Below are 18,286 nucleotides of genomic sequence, written 5' to 3'. Positions count from 1 at the left end.
ATCGACGCGCCGACCTCTGGGGACGTCGTTCGGTGGACCGGACGAGCCCTGCTTCTGTCCGGTCAGGGGTCGGGCGCGGTACGTTCTGCCGTATTCCGGCCGTACCCCCCGTTCGGCCCCACGAAGCCGGTCACCACGCCCGGACGGACGGAAAAGGACATGCCGTCGAGGGCCAGGGTCGCCCCATACCGCTTGCGCAGTCCGTCGACGACGATCCCGGGGCGCTCCTCACAGCAAGCTCACGGTTCGAGATGAACTCATGTCGACGGTTGTACGCGGCACCCCGTTCCAGCCCGGTCGCAGCCGCTGCGACCCAGCTGCGACCGGGGACCTGGCATCGTTGAGCCATGGCATCTCGACCCGGCGGCCGGTCCGGCCGCCCCGCCCGCGTGACGATCGGTGGTGCGTGGCGGTGAGGGTCCTCGTCGTCGAGGACTTCGAGGTCCTCGCCCGCTCCATCGGAACCGGGCTGCGCCGCGAGGGCATGGCCGTCGACGTCGTCCTGGACGGAACCGCGGCCCTTGAGCGCCTGGCCGTCACCCGCTATGACGTGGTGATCCTCGACCGCGACCTGCCGGGCGTCCACGGGGACGAGATCTGCCGCCGGCTGGCCCACGGCCGTTGCGAGACCCGCGTGCTGATGCTCACCGCCTCCGGCACGATCGCCGACCGCGTCGACGGGCTCAGCCTCGGCGCCGACGACTACCTGCCCAAGCCGTTCGCGTTCGCCGAACTGGTCGCCCGCGTCCGTGCCCTGGCCCGCCGCGCCACCCCGCCGCTGCCGCCCACCCTGGCATGCGGGGACATCACCTTGGATCCGCCCCGCCGTATCGCGTACCGGGCCGGCCGGCGTCTCGAGCTGAGCCCCAGGGAGTTCGCCCTGCTCGAATGCCTACTCGCCGCACCCGGCCTGGTCATCTCCGCCGAGGAGTTGCTCGAACGCGTCTGGGACGAGGCCGCCGACCCCTTCAGCAGCGCCGTCAAGCACACCATGCACCGGCTACGGGCCAAGCTCGGCGACCCGCCCGTGATCGAGACCATCCGCGAAGGCGGCTACCGCATCGGACCGTCGTGATCTCCCAGCGGCTGGCCGACAGGTCCCTGCAGACGCGGCTCGGGCTCGCCTACGCGGCGGGCATCTACGCCGCCGGCGTCTTCGTGCTCGTCATGGTCGCCGTCCCGCTCGCGAGCATCGACGCGGCCGTCCCCAAGGGCCGGCCCTCGCCGAGTACGGTCACCGGAGCCGGGCCCGGCATCGGCCTGCCCCAGCTCCTCATAGGATCCGCCGTCGCGCTGGTCATCCTGATCCCGGTCGCCCTGGCTCTGGGTTGGTTCGTCGCCGGCCGGTTCCTGCAGCCGCTGCGCGCCATCATCGCCACCGCGAACGTCATTTGCGCCGGAGACCTCCACCGGCGTCTCGGCCTCGGCGAGCCCACGGACGAGCTGACTGAGCTCGGCCACACTCTCGACGGCCTGTTCGCCCGCCTGCAGGCCTCCTTCGATGCCCAGCGCCACTTCGTCGCCAACGCCTCCCACGAGCTGCGGACCCCTCTGGCCGGCCTGCGTACCCTGCTCGAAGTCGCCCTGGCCGACCCTGATGCCGACATCGGCACCCTGCGCTCGGCCTGCCGGGAGGCCCTCGCTCTCGGCGCACACCAGGAGCGGCTCGTCCACGCCCTGCTGGACCTGGCCACCAGCGAGCGCGGTGTCACCCGCTGGGACACCCTCGACCTCGCCCACGTCGTCGAAGGAGTGCTCGCCTCCCGCCGCGACCAAGCCACGCAGAAAGGCATCGGCCTGGCCGAACATCTCTCGCCCGCGGTGACGGCCGGGGACGCGGGGCTGATCGAAAGCCTCGTCACCAACCTCATCGACAACGCCATCCGCCACAACCACGAAGGCGGGCACCTGGAGATCAGGACGCGGACCTCCGGCACGCACGTGGCCCTCACGGTCACCAACACCGGGCCGGTCATCCCCGGCGACCAGATCCAGCGCCTCTTCCAGCCCTTCCAGAAGCTGGCGCCCGATCGTCACGGCCGCGGCGACGGCTACGGCCTCGGCCTGGCCATCGTCCATGCCGTCACGCGGGCTCACCACGCTACTCTGATCGCCGGCGCACGCCCCGGAGGGGGTCTGTCCATCACCGTGCGGTTCGCACACGGATCCCGTCCGAACCGTCCTTGACATCAGGGGACGACTGCAAAACAGGGGCGGCATCTGCCACCCGCATCGGAGCGCTGGAGACGGTAACGCAGCACGTGCCGGCTTGCTGCCGCCATTGACCGATTGGTTGCCGCTCAAGGCCACGCACCGATGGTCGTCGCGCGGGCAGGGCGGCGCGGACCGTCCGCCGGAGCGAGCTGCCACTGCTCAACGATGCCAGATCCCCGGTCGCAGCCCGGTCGCAGCGGCCGCGACCGGGCCGGAACCGGGTGCCGCGTACAACCGTCGGCATGAGTTCATTCACACCTCACCGAACCAGCCGGCGGGCCGGCTTCTCCGCGTCGCTGCGCACGGAGTGGGCCACGTTCCTCTCTGTGCGGGGCTGGGTGCTCGCCATGGCGGCCTCCGTGCTGGTCACCGTGTCGCTCGGGCTGTTGATTGCCGGGGGTGCCCGCAGCACCTGCGTGACCGGGAAGGGAGAGGGCACCTGCCCCGCGCCCTTGGTGGGGCCCGACGGCACGGCGGTGAGCGACAAGTACTACTTCGTGCACCAGCCGCTCACCGGGAACGGCAGCATCACCGCCCGCGTATCGGACATGACCGGGCAGATCCGGCTGCCGGACGCCGTACCCGGGGTGCGCAACGTCCAGGAGGGGGTGGTGCCGTGGGCCAAGGCCGGGCTGCTCGTCAGGCAGAGCCTCAAGCAGGGCACACCGTACGCCGCCGTCATGCTCACCGGGGCTCACGGCGTGCGGATGCAGCACAACTACATCCACGACGTGGCCGGCGGCCCTCACAACGGCCCGCAGTGGCTGCGGCTGACCAGGTCGGGAGACACCATCACCGGCTACGAGTCGGACGACGGCAAGACGTGGACCGAGGTCAGCACGGTCAAGTTGGCCGGGCTGCCGGAGACGCTCGAGATCGGGCTGTTCGCCACCTCACCAGGCGCCTCGTGGGACATGGCGCAAGCCTTCGCCCAGGCCACCGCCACCTTCGACCAGATCACGGTGCAGGGCGCGAACGGTTCGTGGCGCCGCGACGACGTCGGCGTCGTCCTGGAGTCCGACGGCAAGACCCCGCATCACCCGGGCGGGGTCGTCGAGTCCGGCGACAAGCTCATCGTCACCGGGGGCGGTGACATCGGGCCCGCCACGGTGGAAGGCGGTCTGCGCGCCGACCTCATGCTGATCGGCGGCGCCCTGGGGCTGATCCCGGTGCTCGTGGTAGCGGCCACGTTCGTCACGGCGCAAGGCGGGCGCGGGCTATTCAGGACCGGCCCGCCGGCCGGGCCGCATCCGGAGCGGCTGCTGGCGGCCAAAGCCGCCGTGATGGGCGCGGTCGCGTTCGTGACGGGGCTGGTGACCTCGGCGGTTGTGGTCCCTGCCGGGCTGGCTCTGCTGCGCGCCAACGACAACCCGATCCAGCCGCTCACCCTGGGCACCGGGTTGCGAGTGATCGTCGGCTATGCGGCGCTGACCGCGGCAGCCGCCGTGCTGGCTTTGGGCCTGGCCGCGCTGGTCAAGCGGGCCGTCATCGCCATTGGGCTGGCCATCGCGCTGGTCGTCGTGCCCTACTTCCTGGCGATCGCGGGTCTCGCGCCCTGGCTGCTGATGATCACTCCTGCCGCCGGGTTCGCGATCACGCAGAGCGTCCCCACGTTCGCGCATGTGGACGTGCAGCAGTCACTGCTCGGGGGTTACTACCCGCTCCCGCCATGGGCAGGGTTGGCTGTGGCCTGCGGGTATGCCGCTATCACCCTCGCGGCGGCGAGTGTGAGGAGGACGGCATGATCATTTGGGTAGTGATCGCCGATGAGCGATCGGCCGTCCGCGACGTACTACGCATGATGCTGGACGGCGAGCCCGACATCGAGGTGGTCGGCCAGGCAGCCGATGAACGGGTGCCACCGGAATACGGCAGAAACGGGCCACAGGCTTGATCATCGATCGGGATCACTTCACAGTTGCCACAACCGCACGGTGTCGTCCCTGCTGCCGGTGGCCAGGATCTTGCCGTCGGGGCTGAACGCCACCGACAAGACCCAGTCGGTGTGGCCGGTGAGGGGGCGGCCGATGGGGGTGCGGGTGGCCACGTCCCACAACCGCACGGTCTCGTCACTGCTGCCGGTGGCCAGGATCTTGCCGTCCGGGCTGAACGCCACCGAGTCGACCCCGTCGTGGTGGCCGGTGAGGGGACGGCCGAGGAGGGCGCGGGTGGCCACGTCCCACAACCGCACGGTCGCGTCACTGCTGCCGGTGGCCAGGATCTTGCCGTCCGGGCTGAACGCCACCGAGTGGGCGACGCCGTTGTGGCCGGCGAGGGGTTGGCCGAGGAGGGTGGCGGTGCCTTCCCGGGTGAAGGCGTAGTAGGCGGCCGGCAGCGCGGCGGCCAGGCCTGCGACACCCAGCCCGGTGAGCACGCGGCGGCGGGTCAGGACCCGGGGCGGCGCGGCAACGACGTGATATTGCGTTGCGGATGCAGGCGCGGACCGCTCCCCGAGACCGGGAGAGTGGGATGCGTGGAGGGCCGACGCGTGGGGTGCCGGTTCGGTGGGCGCCGGTTCGGTAGGTAGAGGGGCCTCAAGCCGGGCAGCCGGTGCGAAGGCGGAGGGCGGGGCCGGCGCAGGCGCCTGGATGGTGGGGGCGGCTGAGCCGGTTTCTATGGCCTGTCGCATCGCCGCGGCATCCCGGTGGCGCTGTTGGGGGTCTTTGGCCAGCGCGGTCGCCAGCACCTGATCCCAGGAGGGGGCCAGGGCCGGGTTCAGCTGTGAGGGCGGCTGCGGGGTCTTGTGCAGGTGCTGGAAGAGCACGGCGGTGGGCGAGTCCCCGGTGAAGGGCGGCCGGCCGGTGAGCATCTCATACAGCACGCATCCGGTGGAGTACAGATCCGAGCGGGCGTCGGCGGGCTTGCCGTCGGCCTGTTCGGGCGACATGTAGGACGGGGTGCCGATCCGCATTCCGGTGGCGGTCAATCGGGTGGCCGTCTCCGACATGAGCTTGGCGATCCCGAAGTCCATCACCTTCACCCGCACCCGGCCGCCGGCGCGGTGGACCATGATGTTGGCGGGCTTGATATCGCGGTGCACCACCTCTCGCTCGTGGCTGTGTTCCAACGCCTCCAAGACCGCCGCCACGATCTGCCCGGCCTCGTTGGGGGTCGGCGGCGCCTGGCGCAGCAGATCGGCCAGTGTCCCGCCCTCCACCAGCTCCATCACCAAATACGGAACCGGATCCCCGTCAGCGATGTCCTCACCGATGTCGTAGACGGTCGCGATGTTGGGATGCGACAAGCCCGCCGCCGCCCGCGCCTCCCGGCGGAACCGGGCTCGGAAGTCCTCATCGCGGAGCATCTGCGCGGGCAGCACCTTGACCGCCACGATCCGCTCCAGCTCCCGGTCACGCGCCTGGTACACCACCCCCATACCGCCGCGCCCTAACGGCTCCAGCAGCTCATACCGCCTTGACAGCATCCGCACTACACCACCCCGATCCCTCCGCCCCTCTATGATCAACACCAAACTACGGGCAAGAGCGCAAGCCGGCGTCTAAGTCACCTCGGCGACTCCGCCGCCTACGCAGCACTCGCATAACGCTGACCAGCAGCTGTGCCACCTCGCGGCCCGTTACTGCCGTATTCCGGTGGCACCCCAGAAACACCGGGCCGGTGGTGTGGCCCTGCAGAAGGCGTGGGAGGAGGCGAGCGGTGCCGGTGGCCCAGTGGACGTACTCGACCGCGCCGCCCTTGGAGGTGATCCGGGCCCGCCGGAATTCGGTGTCGAGGTCCTCGATGTTGAGGGACAGGAGTTCCTCGGCGCGGGCGGCGGTCTCGTACAGCATCCGCCACAGGACCCGCTCGCGCAGGGAGTTCTGATCGTCGCCGAACAGGGTGTCCAGGCGGGTGCGGGGGATGGACCGGTCGCCGCGGCGGGCGGGCTTGCGGCGCTCCAGCCGACGGGCCGGGTTGGTGTCCAGGAGGTCCTGGCGCTGGGCCCAGGTGGTGAAGGACGTCAGCGCCAACAGATGCCGGTTCCACGTCGCGGCCGCCGCGCTATCCCAGCGGCTCATCGTCGCGGCGTAGTGATCGCAATCCAGGGCGATGAGGAGAGCCGCGGGGCTGGGGTCGACGACCTCGACGAGCCTGGCGAGGGTCTCGGCGTAGCTGGCCCGGGTGGTGGCCGTCTGGATGGCCTCCAGGTACTGGTCGACCGCGTCAGCGACACGGACCAGGCCGGGCCGCCCGGCACGGCCTGGCATCGGGACGATGGTCACCGGAGCCTCCCGGGGATGTGACACATAACGTTGCCGAGTCAGCCCCGGTCCGCGATGCGGCGAGCAGGGGCGGAGTGCCGCCGGGAAGGCCAGTGTGACAGGTAATACGAATTCTGTGTCACAGATGTGCGGCGCCGTGGGCAGTGGCTAGGTGGTCGTTCGCGACCGGGCCTCGGCGGCCCAATGAGGTGCGTTCCACCGGTCGGCGATGGTGGCGGCCTGAGCGAAGTGGGCGGCGGCCTCGTCGGTGCGGCCGATGAAGACGGCCAGTTCACCGAGGGTGTGGGCGACCGGGCGCAGCGCCACCGACAGGCTCGCGGCGCCAGCCGGGGGGCCGTTGCGATGCGGAAGCAGCGTCGCGTAGATCTCCTCGGCGGCGTCGCGGTCGTTCAAGGCGACGATGGCCATCGCGCGCAACGTGGTGGCGAAGGTGAAGAAGTAGTCGGGGCGGATCGGGCTGGGTGACGCGCGGACCTCGCGGGCTTCGGCGTCCAGGCCGTTGGCGTGCAGGGCGAGCGCGAGCAGGTCGGAGACCATGGGGCCGAACGCGGCGTGGAGGGCGCGAACGTCGTCCAGGTGCGCACCGAGCGTGCCCTCGTTCAGCCAGATCGTGGCCAGGGCGAGTTGGAGAAAGCCCGTGGCGTGCACCGATCCGATGCGCCGCATGCCCTTGTCGGCCTTGATGTAGAGGAGCTCGGCGTCGGCGAACCGGCCTTCGATGAGCGCCAGGCTCGCCAGCGCCACCTCGGCGACGGCGATCGCCTCGCGCATTCGGTAGGTACGCGCGAGTTCCAGGGCCTCGGCGGCCGCGCGGCGCATGGTCACCGGGTCATTGGCGGCGGCGGCGACGCCGGCCTGGTTGAGCAGCCCAGTGACGCGATAGACCGGCAGGTCGTGCTCGATGCCGATCGCCACCAGCTCCCGGCAGAGGTCGTCGCGTTCGGGCAAGCCGCCGTGGCCGCGGGTCAGGACCTGGAGGGCCGCCGCCCGCAGCCGGGGTTCGGTGGCAAGGTCGAGCGCCTCCTGCGCTGCCTCTACAACGGTCGGGTCGTCCTCGCCGACCAGTTCGTGCGCGTACGCCGTCAGGAGCCGGGACCGCACCGAAGAGGCCAGGTCACGCTTCAGCAGGCGGCTCAGGCGGTCGACGATGGGCCGGTCCACCGTGCCGTACTCGCGGGACTGCCAGGCGGTCGGCTCTGTCCACGCGGTGAATGCAGTGATCATCAGGTCGTCGCGGCCCAGGGACTCCGCGTACTCCACGGCTTCACGGCGTGTCTCGCGGGCGGCTCCGACGGCTCCCGCCCGGATCTGCGCCCGCAGCAGCCTGCCGAGCAATTCGACCCGTTCGTCCGGGTCGGTCGAGTTGGTGACGGCGTCGGTGAGGAGGTCGGCCGCCACGTCGTGGGCGTAGCGGGCCTCGGCAAGCTCGGCGGCCCGGACGCAGTAGCCGACGGCCTTGGGAGATCCGGCTCGCGCGTAGTGGTGGGCCAGCGCCGTGATGTCACCGGTGGCTTCCAGGGCGGCGGCGATGCGGGCGTGCATGCGGGCTGTGCGGAGGCGGCTGACGTCGGCGATGAGGGTGTCGCGGACGAGGGCGTGCACGAAGCGGACGCGTCCGGGGGCGGGCTCGTTCAGCAGCCCGGCGATGACGCCTGCGTCCAGTGCGTTCAGCACGCCTTCCTCGTCGGTGTCGGCGGCGTCCACGAGGACGTCCACCGAGCTTTCCCGGCCTGCGACCGCGGCCAGCCGGAGGATGGACACGCCTCCCTCGGGCAGGCGCGCGAGCCGTCGGCGCAGGACGTCCCGTACGCCTTCGGGGACCTCGGAGAGGGCGACCAGCGCGCCTTCGCCGTTCAGCAGCCGGGCGCTTTCGCGCACGTAGAAGGGGTTGCCGCCGGTGCGCTCGGCGATCCCGGCGATGGTCTCCTCGTCGGCCTCGCATTCGGTCCGTACGACTTGCGCGACAGCCTCGTCGTTCAGCCCCGGCAGCGCTAGGCGCAGGGGCGTGGCACGCGCGAGGGAGGCCAGCGTTTCGGTGAGGTGCCCGCTCTCGTCCGCCCGGTACGCCGCCACGACCAGGATCGGGGCTCGAATGCCGAGGCCGCCGCCGAGCAGTTCCAGCGTGGCGGCGTCCGCCCAGTGCAGGTCGTCCAGCACGAGGGCGACCGGGCGTTCCATGGCGACCGCCGCGAGCCACTTCCACACGGCTTGGCGCAGGCGGAACCGTCCCGCTGTGGCGTCGGCGTTCACCGGCCCGGTGTCGGTGAGCAGCGGCGCGAGGTCATCGGCGAACCCGCCCGGAGACGTGGTCGCGGCGACGGCTCTCAGCGCCTCAGTCCAGACCCACGCGGGCGGCGCGCTGTCGACCTCCGAGCAGTGGCCGACGGCGACCAGCCATCCGTCACGTTCGAGCCGCCTGCCGAGGTGTTCCAGAAGTGTCGACTTGCCGAGCCCGGCCTCGCCGGTGACAAGGGCGATGCGGGCTCCGTCGGCGGCGGCCTCGGCAGCGGCCGCGACCAGTGCCGCCAGTTCCTCCTGGCGTCCGACGAACGGCGCCTCGGTGATCGGAACCGTCTGCGGCAGCGGGACGGTCGGCGGTGGCAGGGGCGCGGTCGCGTGGAGGACGTCCGTGCGCTGGGTGAGGATCGCCTCCTCCAACGCCGTCAGGTCCGGGCCGGGGTCGAGCCCGAACTCCTCGGCGAGGATCCCGCGGACGCGGCGGAGCGTCGCCAGCGCATCTGCTTGGCGGCCGCTGCTCCACAGTGCCAGGGCGTGCAGCCGCCAGCCCTCCTCACGCAGGGGTTCGTCGCGGGTGAGGCGCTCGGCCTCGGGAACCACCGCGGCCGGGTCGCCGATGCGCAGACCGGCCGCGACGTGCAGTTCGGTGGCGACCAGGCGCAGCTCGTTCAGCCTGGTCGTCTCGGCGGCGGCCCACGGCTCGTCGGCGACCTCGGCGAACGCCGGTCCCTGCCACAGCCCCAACGCCTCGGCGAGCCGAGCCCGGGCGACGCGCGGGGCGGTGACCGTACGGGCTTGGTCGAGCAGGTCCTCGAACCGCCACGCGTCCACCGCCTCGCGCGGCAGCCGCAGCGCGTAGCCGGGCGACGCGCTCACCAGCAGCCGGGCCGGCGTGCGTGGCGGGCGCCCGGGCTCCAGCAGCCGGCGCAGGTTGGACACGTACGCCTGCAGGGACATCAGCGCCCGCGCGGGCGGCTCCTCGCGCCACAGATCCTCGATCATCCGGTCGACCGGCACGACCTGCCCGCGCGCCGCCACCAGCAAGGCCAGTACGCCGCGCTGCCGCGGCCCGCCGAGGGGGACGGCCGCACCGTTCGCCTCGGCAGCGAACGAGCCCAGTACGCGGATGAAAACCATGATCCGGACATAATACGTGGACTGTTCCAAATCGGCTCCAAGTCCCCTCCAAACACCCGGGGGCAACATGAACACGTCGCAACCGATGAGGGGCAGGAACAGATGAGCGTCAACACCCAGGACATGGAGATCGTCCACCGCGTCTTCCGCCGGGAGACACGACTGCTGGTGGACCTCGTCGCGGCGGTCGCCCCGGGTGACACTGCTCGGGCCAAAGTGATCGCCGACCACTTCCGCATCTACCGGCTGGGCCTGCACCACCATCACGAGGGCGAGGACGAGCTGCTGTGGCCGCCGCTGCTATCCCGGGTGGACCTGGAGGCCGACATCGTGCTGCGCATGCAGGCCCAGCACGACCGCATCGCGGCCACCCTGACCAGGCTCGACGCCGCGTTCCCCGCCTGGGAGGCCACTGCTGGCGCCGACGAGCGCGACACGCTCGTGGCCGCACTCACCGAGCACCGCGCGGTAGTGCTGGAACACATCGACGACGAGGAGGCCACCCTCCTTCCGCTCGCGGCCGAGCACATCACCCAGCAGGAATGGAACTCCCTGGGCGACCACCTGGTGAACAACACCCCCAAGCTCACCCTGCTCACGCTCTTCGGCGCCGTCCTGGAAGACGCGAACCCGGCCGAGCGCGCCCTCGTCCTCAGCGGCCTGCCCGCCCCGGTCCGCCTCATCTGGCACGTCATCGGCCGCCCCCGCTACGCCCGCCACATCCGCCGCGTCCGCGGCTGAACCCTGCCCCCGACCCAGTCTGAACGTCAACAAGGAGAAGAACCATGTCGCTGAAGAACATCAACACCGTCCTGGCCACCGCCGTTGCCCTGCTCGTCATCTCCCTCGGGGCGTCCTACATCCTGACCCCCGAGACCCTCGCCCCGGGCTTCGGTCTGCCGAACTGGCCCGCTGGCGACGGCGGCGGCTTCCTCATCGCGAAGGGCAGCCGCGAAATCGCGATGGGCCTGGTCCTCGGCATCCTGCTGGTGACGGGCCACCGCCGCGCCCTTGGCTGGGCCCTGCTGATGGAGGCCGTCGCCCCGTTCGGCGACATGACCACCGTCCTGGCCCACCACGGCTCCATGGCCACCGCGTTCGGCGTCCACGGCCTGACCTCGGCGCTGATGGTGGCCACCGGCCTGCTGATCCTCCGCGAGACCAGCAAGGCCCGCAAGTCCCAGGAGGCCGCCGCCCCAGCGCCCGCCGCGCAGCCCGCCTGACGTCTGCACGCCCCGAAGGCGTGCACGGCATCCCTTCGCATGTTCTGAGAACTCGACTAAAGGAGACGACGATGACGATCAACGATTTGCGCGGTGTCCTGAAGGGGCGCGTGCTCCTGGCCGATGACGACGGCTTCGAACAGGCGGCCACCGCGTGGAATCTGACCGTCAGGCAGCCGGTGGCGGCCGTGGCGGAGGCCGCGGATGCCGATGACGTGGCGGCGCTCGTGCGTTACGCGCGGCGGGCGGGTATGACGGTGACCGCGCAGCCGAGCGGGCATGGCGCCTCGGGTGATGTGGAAGGCCTGATCCTGTTGCGTACCGGCCTGCTGAACGAGGTGGAGGTACGCGCGCAGGAGCGCGTGGTCCGGGTGGGCGCGGGCGTGAAGTGGGGGCAGGTGCTGGCGGCGGCCGGTCCGCTGGGTCTGACCGGCCTGGCCGGCAGCGCGCCGGGGGTCAGCGTGACCGGCTACACCCTGGGCGGTGGGGTCGGCTGGTTCAGCCGCAAGTACGGCTTGGCCTCCGACAGCGTGCGGGCTATCAACATCGTGGACGCCGACGGCGAGCCCGGCCGGGTGACCGCCGAGTCCGATCCCGAGCTGTTCTGGGCGCTGCGCGGCGGTGGCGGGGACTTCGCGGTGGTGACCGCCCTCGAACTCGAGCTGTATCCCGCGCCAGTCCTGTACGGCGGGCGTGTGATCTGGCCGGAGCACCGGACCAGGGAGGTGTACGACGCGTTCCTGGAGATCACCGCCGAGGCGCCGCGTGAACTCAGTGTCTGGATCAACCGGCTCCAGCCCCCCCGGCGCGCCGCCGATGGTGACGCTGGATCTGGCCTACCTGGGTGAGGCGGCTCAGGGGCAGGACCTGCTGGCGCGCATCGACAAGATCGAGGACGCGATCTCCGACAGCCGCGGCGTCGTCCCGGTTGCCGACCTGGGGGGCATCGCCGCCGAACCGACCGATCCGGCCCCATCCATCGCTCGTGCGGAGCTGCTCACCGGCCTGGACGCGGACGCGGTGGAGCTCCTGCTGGCCAAGCCGGTCGAACCGCTCATCAACGTGCAGATCAGGCACCTGGGTGGGGCGCTCGCCGAGCCGGGCGGCGGGGCCGGTGCGAGCGGCGCTGTGGCTGAGCCGTACCTGCTCGGCCTGGTGGGTCTCGGCCTGCCGCACGCGGCCGACGCGACGCGCGCCAAGCAGGCCGAGGTCGTGGCCGACCTGGAGGCCTACATCAGCGGCCGCAAGCCGTACACCGTGCTGTCCCCCGGTGACACGGCGGCGAAGTCCTTCTCGGGCAGCGCGCTCGCGCGGCTGCGGGAGATCAAGCGGGCCCGTGACCCGCACAACGTGTTCCGCGCGAACTACCCGGTGCTCGGATAGATCGGTTCCCGGCAGGTCACGGCCCCTCCGCCCACCGGGGCGGAGGGGCCGCACCGAACCCGCGTGACGGATGTCGCCGCGAGCACTGTGAAGGGCACACCCACACAGGAAGGACTCGCACCATGAGAGGTATCCGGTGCACCGTGGCGATCAGCAGATCCGCCAGCGCATCGGTGACCTCCCGCTCCCGCTCCACCAACAGCACGGCCAGCAACCTCACCGCGGACGCCTGCGAACTGCGCGCACGGCGCCGCAGATGCGACGGCGATTCGACCGCAGCCCGCCAGCACCTTCGGTCCCACGTCCGCGAACAGGTTCTCGGGCAGCCCGATCGCGCTGACGGCCCGTCTACCTGTGCGTCATGCCCGACCTCGCGGCCCTGGCCGCGAAGCTCGCCGATGCCCATCCCGTAGTACTCGGTCGTCCAGCAGATCACCGAGTTCGTGAGCAGGGTCAGGCACCAGGCCTGCTCGGTCTGGTCTTGCAGGTGGGGGCGGACGATGGTGCCCTGCTGGGCGTAGTGCAGGTCCCGGCGCAGCGCGTGCAGGGACTCGCCCTTGTTGAGCTGCCGGGAGATCTTCCGCCGGTAGACCGGGTCGGACAGGTACCGGGCGGCGTAGTGGCCTTCGCGGGCGGTCGGGACGATCTGCTTGGTCCCATACGTCGACCACTGGTCGGACACGTGGGTGTAGGTCGACAGGACCCGGCCGCCATGGATGACCATGTCCCGGGCGGTCGTGGACTTGCCGCGTACGGGGAAGCGCTGCCCGTCCGAAGACGACATGGTACCGCCGCCGAACTTCTGGGCCAGCTCCAGCGTGTAGTGATGGTTGACGATCACCGTGTTGGCCTCGCGGAGCGTCTCCTCGCGGACGTACCACTGCTGTGTCCAGGCCAGAGTGTCGTAGGAGACCCCGCATGCCTCCGACATGCGGGTCAGCCCGAGGTTGGTGGCACCGGCGATCAGCACCGCGAGGATGTTCCGCTTGGTCTCCACCGACAAGGTCGACTTGCGGCCGCCGGCGTGGGTGAAACACGCCAGGAAGCTCGTGCGGGCGTCCAGCTCGATCAACAGGGAGGCGATCGGCACGAACGGCAGCATCGAGGCGAGCTCGTCGCGCAGAGCCTTGGCCTCGGCCGGGATGTCCTCGGCCGACAGAGGCGGGATCACCAGCTTCCCCTGCTCGTCCAAGCGGACCGCGCCGACGTCGCCCGGTGAGGCGCCCGCCAGGGTCTCCTCCAGGTCCGTGAGGGCCTGGTGGAGCTCGTCCTTCACCTGCGCGATGGCCTCGGCCGCTGTCGGCGGCTTGCGAACAAGCTGGCAGAACTCCGCCAGGCGCGGCTGCCACTGCTCGGGGGTGAACAGGTAGGCGCCCGGGTCGGCGTACCGCCGGGAACCCGGCACGAACACATCCCCACTGCACAGCCCGTCCCGCAACGCCAAGATCACGCACATCTCCCAGTAATGGCGGAACGCGGTGTCGTCCCCGCCCTTGCGGGCCTTGGCCAGGTAATCGGCATACCGGGCGGGCACGAACGAGACCGGCACCCCAGCCGGTACCTTCGGCCGCCGACCCGTTCAGCTCCTTCAGGATCTCCACAGCGTCCATCAGATCCGCGGTGCCGGGCCCGCCCTGGAAGTCGATCGCGGTCAGCACCTGCGGGGTGAACCGGCGCAGATAGGAGTAGGAGGCATCCAACGCGGCCAGCCAGCCGTGGTCACGCGGCAGAGCGTTCCACCTCTCCGCGGCGACCTCCCGGATCCGGTCCATCCCGATCCGCCCCCGTAGCAGATCCCCGACCTGCTCGTCCGGGAAGGCCGACGGGTCGGCCAGCACCGGCAGGACCATGTCCATGATGAGCTGGCGGGCTTCGCCCTTGCGGGCCCGCTCCGCCAACGCCTCCGTGGTCTTGGCCTTCGCCCGGGATTCGCGCGCTGAGACCGCCTGGTCGAACAACGCGATGACCTCGTCCAACTGGTCCACCGCGGACTGCGCAACGAGCGCCAGCAGGATCGGGTAACGGCGCTCCCCGCGCCGCTCCAGCCCCTGCACCGTCGAGCGGCGGCCCAGCGTCGCCAAGAACCGGCGCCGCTCACGCGGCAGCATCGACAGAACCAGCAGGTGGGCGTCCAAGCCGCGCAGGAACAGCAGCTTGTCGATACCCAGCTTCACCGACGGCGCCGTCGCCTCCACCGCCGCCGTGCTCAACCACATCAGCCGACTCATCCCCAGCCCGGCGTCGTGGACCAGGAGCCGGTCCAGGTGGCTGCGCATCTGAGGCGTCAGCAGATGGTCGACCCGCTCCGACGTCAACGCACTCGCGCCCGTGCGGGCGGTCGCGACCATTTCCATCAACGTGACCACCCCGGGCCGCGTCACCTGGGCGCTGACCAGGAATTCCGCCGCCTGGTGGAACAGCAGGGACGGGGTGTCGTGCTCCATCGCCCGGTCCTGCAGGAACTGCTCCAGCTCCTTCAACGGCTCCCCGCCGGTCGGCACCGACTTCCAGTCCAGATACTTCAACACCAGCTTCAGATGATCGCTCCGGGTCTGCGCCCGCTGCCCGTACTGGTCAAGCACCCCGGGGGAACACCGCCAACTGGTTCGCCAGCCGCAACACCGCGGCCTGCGGCACAGACCACAGATCATCGGGGATGAACCCGAGCCACGGCAGCGTGCACAACTGCACGGCCAGCCCGAGTCTCGCGGCAGGGCCCCGCCCACCGCCCCGCCCCAGGTTGTCGATGAACCCCAAGTCCTTGCGCGTCAGGGTGAAGAACCGGGCCAACTCCTCCCGGCCGATCCGGGTACGACCGCAACCGCTCCATCTGCTCGTCAGAAAAGAACTGGGTCGCCAAACCACACCAACCTCTACAGACGCAACGGAACCAGCACGAACCGTAGCGAGAGAGACCGTCACCCGTCCCACGAACACGAATAACCGCAGTTCAGCGGTAGCTTCGTTGGAATTTCCGCGATTGCTACCGGGACCCCTCCCCGGCGCCTCACCCCGACCGTCTCCACCTGAGGCCGCCCAGCGCCCGCGTTCATGTGGATGGCATCGACATAAGCGGCTCTGGGCCATCCGCTCCTCAGGGATGCGGGTCAGCGCATGCGGAGTGCCAGCAGGAAGTCCACTCGCTCGTCCCACGAGTTCAGGGACCGTCCCGTCAGCTCCTCGATTCGCTTCAGCCGGTACCGCAGCGTGTTCACGTGGACGTGGAGCCGGTCCGCCGTCGCCGACCACGATCCCGACTCCTCCAGGAAAGTCTCCAGCGTCTCCAGCAGCTCGGTCTGGTTCGTCGCGTCGTACGCCTCCAGCCGTCCCAGCAGCCTCGACCTGAACGAGCGGCGCAGCGGGTCGGGGATGGCCGCCAGCAGCGTGCGGTGGGAGCTGACGTCGTCGCCGGTCACTACGCTGACCTTGCCGGTGCCGAGCGAGGCGAGGGAGCGGGCGTGCCTGGCCTCCTCGATCAGACCGTTCAGCCCTGCGGGACCGGTCGTCACGCTGCTGACACCGAGGGAGATGCGCTCCTCCCCCAGGCCCGCCTCCAGGATGCGGGCGCCCCGTACGAGGTGGTCGGCCAGCTCGGCGGCGCTGTTGCCGGCCAGGGGAACCAGCGCGACGGCCTCCCCCGCAGGACCCCACGAGGCCGACGAGGCCGACGAGCCCGACGAGCCCGAAGCACCGGACCCACTCGACGCACCCGGCGAAGACCAGGTGCCCGACGCACTCGAGGCCGTCACGATGCCGGGCGCCAGCGGGCGCAGCAGCTCGTCGAGGACGGCGACGCTGACCTCGGGGCCGCCCGCCGTCAGCGCCACGACGAGGAGTCCGTGCTCGGTCTCGACGTGCAGCGTGTGCAGGCGCGAGACCAGCCCCGGCAGGTCGGCGTCGCCCGACTCCAGCAGCTGCAACAGCTGGTCCAGGACGCGGCGCTCGATCCGATGGGCCGCCTCCATGCGCGAGCGCTCCAGCGCCACGAGGGCGGCCAGCTCGACGATGACGTCCTCGCTGTCGCCCTGCACGTCCTCGCCCCTGTAGGCGAGGAACCAGTTGGCGATCCTGTGCGACACCCCCTTGCTGATCGGGAAGACCGAAAGGCCGTCGACCATGCCGGGCAGGAAGCGGGCGGTGAGGAAGGTGTGGGCCAGCCGCGCCCTGGAGTCCTCGTTGAGCGGCTGCGAGCCGACGATCACCCTGCCCGTCGCCGACATCACCCAGCAGGGCACGTCGAGCTCGCCCGCGACCGTGTCCACGAGCTTGGTGAGGCTGCCGCCGTCCACGAGGGTGCTGGCAAGGCGCCTGCGCCCGCCGTACGGCCTGCGGGGGTTGGAGCCCAGCTCGGCGATGAGCGCACGCAGCACGTGCTCGGTCAGCTGGCTGAACGGCACGTCCACCGGCAGTGTCAGCAGCGGCAGCCCCGCGTGGGCGCACACGTCGATGAGGTCGGTCGGCGGCACCTTGAGCGCGGTGCCGCAGACGAGCGCGGCCACGTCGCCGAGACGGTCCACGAACTCCTTGGCGGAGTCGGCGCCGGTGTGCCAGGTCAGCTCGGTGAGCACCAGCTCCCCCGGCTTGACGAAGCGGGAGGGGTCGGGCAGGTCGGTGGTGGCGACCCCCCGCACCCTGCGGTCGAGCAGGTCGTGCCCGGTGAGGACCTTCAGCGCCAGGTGATCGTCCTGGACCAGGTCCTTCAGCCGCATGGCCAGCTCTCCTGGCGCCAGGCCGCGTCCCAGAACATCCACTCGAACCTGGCGGTCGTGACCGCGCGCTCCAGCAGCCGCTCGCGCTCCTCGGCGCTCAACGAGAGGTCGTCGAGCAGGTCGAGCACGCCGGCGACGGTGTCCTGGTAGTCCTCGCCGCCGTAGGTCTCGATCCACCAGGCGTACAGCGGGTCGGGCGACGACTCGGCCAGCAGCTTCTCGCCGACGCGGGCGTAGATCCAGTAGCACGGCACGATCGCGCCGAGCGCCTCGGGAAAGGTGCCGAGCGAGCAGGTGCGCACCAGGTAGGAGGCGTAGCCCACGGTGGTGGGGGCGGCGGGCGACTTCAGCGCCTCGACCTCGTCGAGGCCGAAGGCGGCCAGCAACTCCACCACCAGGCTGTGCTCGACCTCCACGGTCCTGGCCGCGTCGGCGGCGAACCTGTGCACCGCCTGCGGATGCGGCGACCTGGCGGCGCAGGCGGCCAGCGCGCGGGCGTAGTCGGGCAGGAAGTGCGCCTCCTGCATGACGTAGTGGCGGAAGGCCTCGCGCGGCAGCGAGCCGTCGGTCAGACCCTCCAGGAAGGGATGGCGCAGGATCTGGCGATAGATGCCGTCCATCGCCCGCCACAGCTCGTCGCGAAACCTCACACTACGGGACGGTACATCACGATCCGTGGTGCTATTTCGAGGCCCAGTTCGCGTTCGTGCTGGACGATGGCTCGCAGCTCGGGGCCGGGATCCTCCATGGGCGCGAATCCGTGCCTGGTGTACCAGGGCGCGTTCCACGGCACGTCGCGGAAGGTCGTCAGCGTCACACCCGGGGCGCCCACGGCCAGGGCGTGGTCGTGGACGGCGGCCATCAGCCTGCCGCCGATGCCCTGCCGCATGCTGTCGGGGTGGACGGCCAGCTGGTCGAGGTGCACGTTGCCGTCGACCATGCTGATCATGGCGAAGCCCCGCCCCTCGACGAGCACCCTGCCGGGATCGTCGCACTCCTCGATCATCGTGGTGCCCGGCGGGAACACGATGCCGACCTGCTCGAACAGCCCATCGGCGGCGCGCTCCACCTCGGCCAGCGCGGGAAGCTCCTCTTCGCGGGCCCAACGGACCACCGACACGCACTCGCCTTTCCGCCGCTGATCGGGTGTGGTACTAGT

17 protein-coding genes and 1 pseudogene are annotated in these 18,286 nt (G+C 70.8%); 9 read left to right on the top strand and 9 right to left on the bottom strand.

Annotated features, from left to right (window positions below; genetic code table 11):
• Positions 1-412: 412 nt before the first annotated feature.
• From ABFX55_RS46430 to ABFX55_RS46415, 4 genes are all read left to right on the top strand, one after another.
• On the top strand, positions 413-1,075 hold the full coding sequence (locus tag ABFX55_RS46430; protein WP_346130264.1) for a response regulator transcription factor: 663 nt from the start codon (positions 413-415) through the stop codon (positions 1,073-1,075).
• Entirely contained in the window at positions 1,072-2,187 is a 1,116-nt protein-coding gene (locus tag ABFX55_RS46425; RefSeq protein ID WP_346130263.1) for a sensor histidine kinase, read from the top strand. Before ABFX55_RS46430 ends, ABFX55_RS46425 begins: the two co-directional genes overlap by 4 nt.
• A gap of 269 nt (positions 2,188-2,456) precedes the next feature.
• Positions 2,457-3,959, top strand: a complete 1,503-nt coding sequence (locus ABFX55_RS46420) for a DUF1349 domain-containing protein (RefSeq protein WP_346130261.1) — start codon at positions 2,457-2,459, stop codon at positions 3,957-3,959.
• Positions 3,956-4,108: a helix-turn-helix domain-containing protein gene (locus ABFX55_RS46415; protein WP_346130260.1), complete on the top strand. Its 153-nt coding sequence runs from the start codon at positions 3,956-3,958 to the stop codon at positions 4,106-4,108. The genes ABFX55_RS46420 and ABFX55_RS46415 overlap by 4 nt, the downstream gene beginning before the upstream one ends.
• 18 nt (positions 4,109-4,126) lie before the next feature.
• On the opposite strand, the gene ABFX55_RS46410 is transcribed toward ABFX55_RS46415, so the two are convergent.
• The 3 genes from ABFX55_RS46410 to ABFX55_RS46400 all read right to left on the bottom strand — a co-directional run bounded on the left by ABFX55_RS46410 (position 4,127) and on the right by ABFX55_RS46400 (position 9,812).
• A complete protein-coding gene (locus ABFX55_RS46410; RefSeq protein ID WP_346131460.1) occupies positions 4,127-5,638 on the bottom strand; it encodes a protein kinase domain-containing protein in 1,512 nt (503 codons plus the stop codon).
• A 49-nt stretch (positions 5,639-5,687) separates the two neighbouring features.
• Positions 5,688-6,437 (bottom strand): tyrosine-type recombinase/integrase, encoded by a 750-nt coding sequence (locus ABFX55_RS46405; protein WP_346130258.1) that lies wholly within the window; start codon positions 6,435-6,437, stop codon positions 5,688-5,690.
• A 147-nt stretch (positions 6,438-6,584) separates the two neighbouring features.
• The gene (locus ABFX55_RS46400) at positions 6,585-9,812 is read right to left on the bottom strand and encodes an ATP-binding protein (RefSeq protein WP_346130257.1); all 3,228 of its coding nucleotides are present in this window, start codon (positions 9,810-9,812) and stop codon (positions 6,585-6,587) included.
• Positions 9,813-9,914: 102 nt separating this feature from the next.
• On the opposite strand from ABFX55_RS46400, the gene ABFX55_RS46395 reads away from it, so the two are divergent.
• From ABFX55_RS46395 to ABFX55_RS46380, 4 genes are all read left to right on the top strand, one after another.
• The gene (locus ABFX55_RS46395; RefSeq protein WP_346130255.1) at positions 9,915-10,553 is read left to right on the top strand and encodes a hemerythrin domain-containing protein; all 639 of its coding nucleotides are present in this window, start codon (positions 9,915-9,917) and stop codon (positions 10,551-10,553) included.
• Between the two features lie 44 nt (positions 10,554-10,597).
• Positions 10,598-11,035: a DUF4267 domain-containing protein gene (locus ABFX55_RS46390; protein WP_346130253.1), complete on the top strand. Its 438-nt coding sequence runs from the start codon at positions 10,598-10,600 to the stop codon at positions 11,033-11,035.
• A 71-nt stretch (positions 11,036-11,106) separates the two neighbouring features.
• Positions 11,107-11,883: an FAD-binding oxidoreductase gene (locus ABFX55_RS46385; protein WP_346130252.1), complete on the top strand. Its 777-nt coding sequence runs from the start codon at positions 11,107-11,109 to the stop codon at positions 11,881-11,883.
• The gene (locus tag ABFX55_RS46380; protein ID WP_346130250.1) at positions 11,852-12,418 is read left to right on the top strand and encodes a BBE domain-containing protein; all 567 of its coding nucleotides are present in this window, start codon (positions 11,852-11,854) and stop codon (positions 12,416-12,418) included. The genes ABFX55_RS46385 and ABFX55_RS46380 overlap by 32 nt, the downstream gene beginning before the upstream one ends.
• A gap of 16 nt (positions 12,419-12,434) precedes the next feature.
• Here ABFX55_RS46380 and ABFX55_RS46375 read toward each other — a convergent pair whose 3' ends face one another.
• The gene (locus ABFX55_RS46375; RefSeq protein ID WP_346130248.1) at positions 12,435-13,967 is read right to left on the bottom strand and encodes a Tn3 family transposase; all 1,533 of its coding nucleotides are present in this window, start codon (positions 13,965-13,967) and stop codon (positions 12,435-12,437) included.
• 605 nt (positions 13,968-14,572) lie between these two features.
• Between ABFX55_RS46375 and ABFX55_RS46370 the strand changes: the two genes are divergently transcribed.
• The gene (locus ABFX55_RS46370; RefSeq protein WP_346130246.1) at positions 14,573-14,698 is read left to right on the top strand and encodes a hypothetical protein; all 126 of its coding nucleotides are present in this window, start codon (positions 14,573-14,575) and stop codon (positions 14,696-14,698) included.
• 113 nt (positions 14,699-14,811) lie between these two features.
• Here ABFX55_RS46370 and ABFX55_RS50100 read toward each other — a convergent pair.
• From ABFX55_RS50100 to ABFX55_RS46345, 5 genes and pseudogenes are all read right to left on the bottom strand, one after another.
• Positions 14,812-15,069: pseudogene (locus tag ABFX55_RS50100) on the bottom strand (DUF4158 domain-containing protein); the annotation flags it as partial.
• The gene (locus ABFX55_RS46360; protein ID WP_346130242.1) at positions 14,993-15,208 is read right to left on the bottom strand and encodes a DUF4158 domain-containing protein; all 216 of its coding nucleotides are present in this window, start codon (positions 15,206-15,208) and stop codon (positions 14,993-14,995) included. The pseudogene ABFX55_RS50100 and the gene ABFX55_RS46360, both read right to left, overlap by 77 nt.
• A 317-nt stretch (positions 15,209-15,525) precedes the next feature.
• Positions 15,526-17,169 (bottom strand): PucR family transcriptional regulator, encoded by a 1,644-nt coding sequence (locus ABFX55_RS46355; RefSeq protein WP_346130240.1) that lies wholly within the window; start codon positions 17,167-17,169, stop codon positions 15,526-15,528.
• Positions 17,118-17,777 carry a TenA family protein gene (locus ABFX55_RS46350; protein WP_346130239.1) on the bottom strand — a complete coding sequence of 220 codons (660 nt, stop codon included), beginning with the start codon at positions 17,775-17,777 and terminating at the stop codon, positions 17,118-17,120. Before ABFX55_RS46350 ends, ABFX55_RS46355 begins: the two co-directional genes overlap by 52 nt.
• The gene (locus ABFX55_RS46345) at positions 17,774-18,247 is read right to left on the bottom strand and encodes a GNAT family N-acetyltransferase (protein WP_346130237.1); all 474 of its coding nucleotides are present in this window, start codon (positions 18,245-18,247) and stop codon (positions 17,774-17,776) included. Before ABFX55_RS46345 ends, ABFX55_RS46350 begins: the two co-directional genes overlap by 4 nt.
• Positions 18,248-18,286 lie beyond the last annotated feature (39 nt).

It is taken from the genome of Nonomuraea roseola, from assembly GCF_039535395.1.
Taxonomy (GTDB): Bacteria; Actinomycetota; Actinomycetes; order Streptosporangiales; family Streptosporangiaceae; genus Nonomuraea; species Nonomuraea roseola.
Note: the sequence above shows the minus strand (reverse complement) of the source record. Positions and strands in the feature narration are given on the sequence as shown.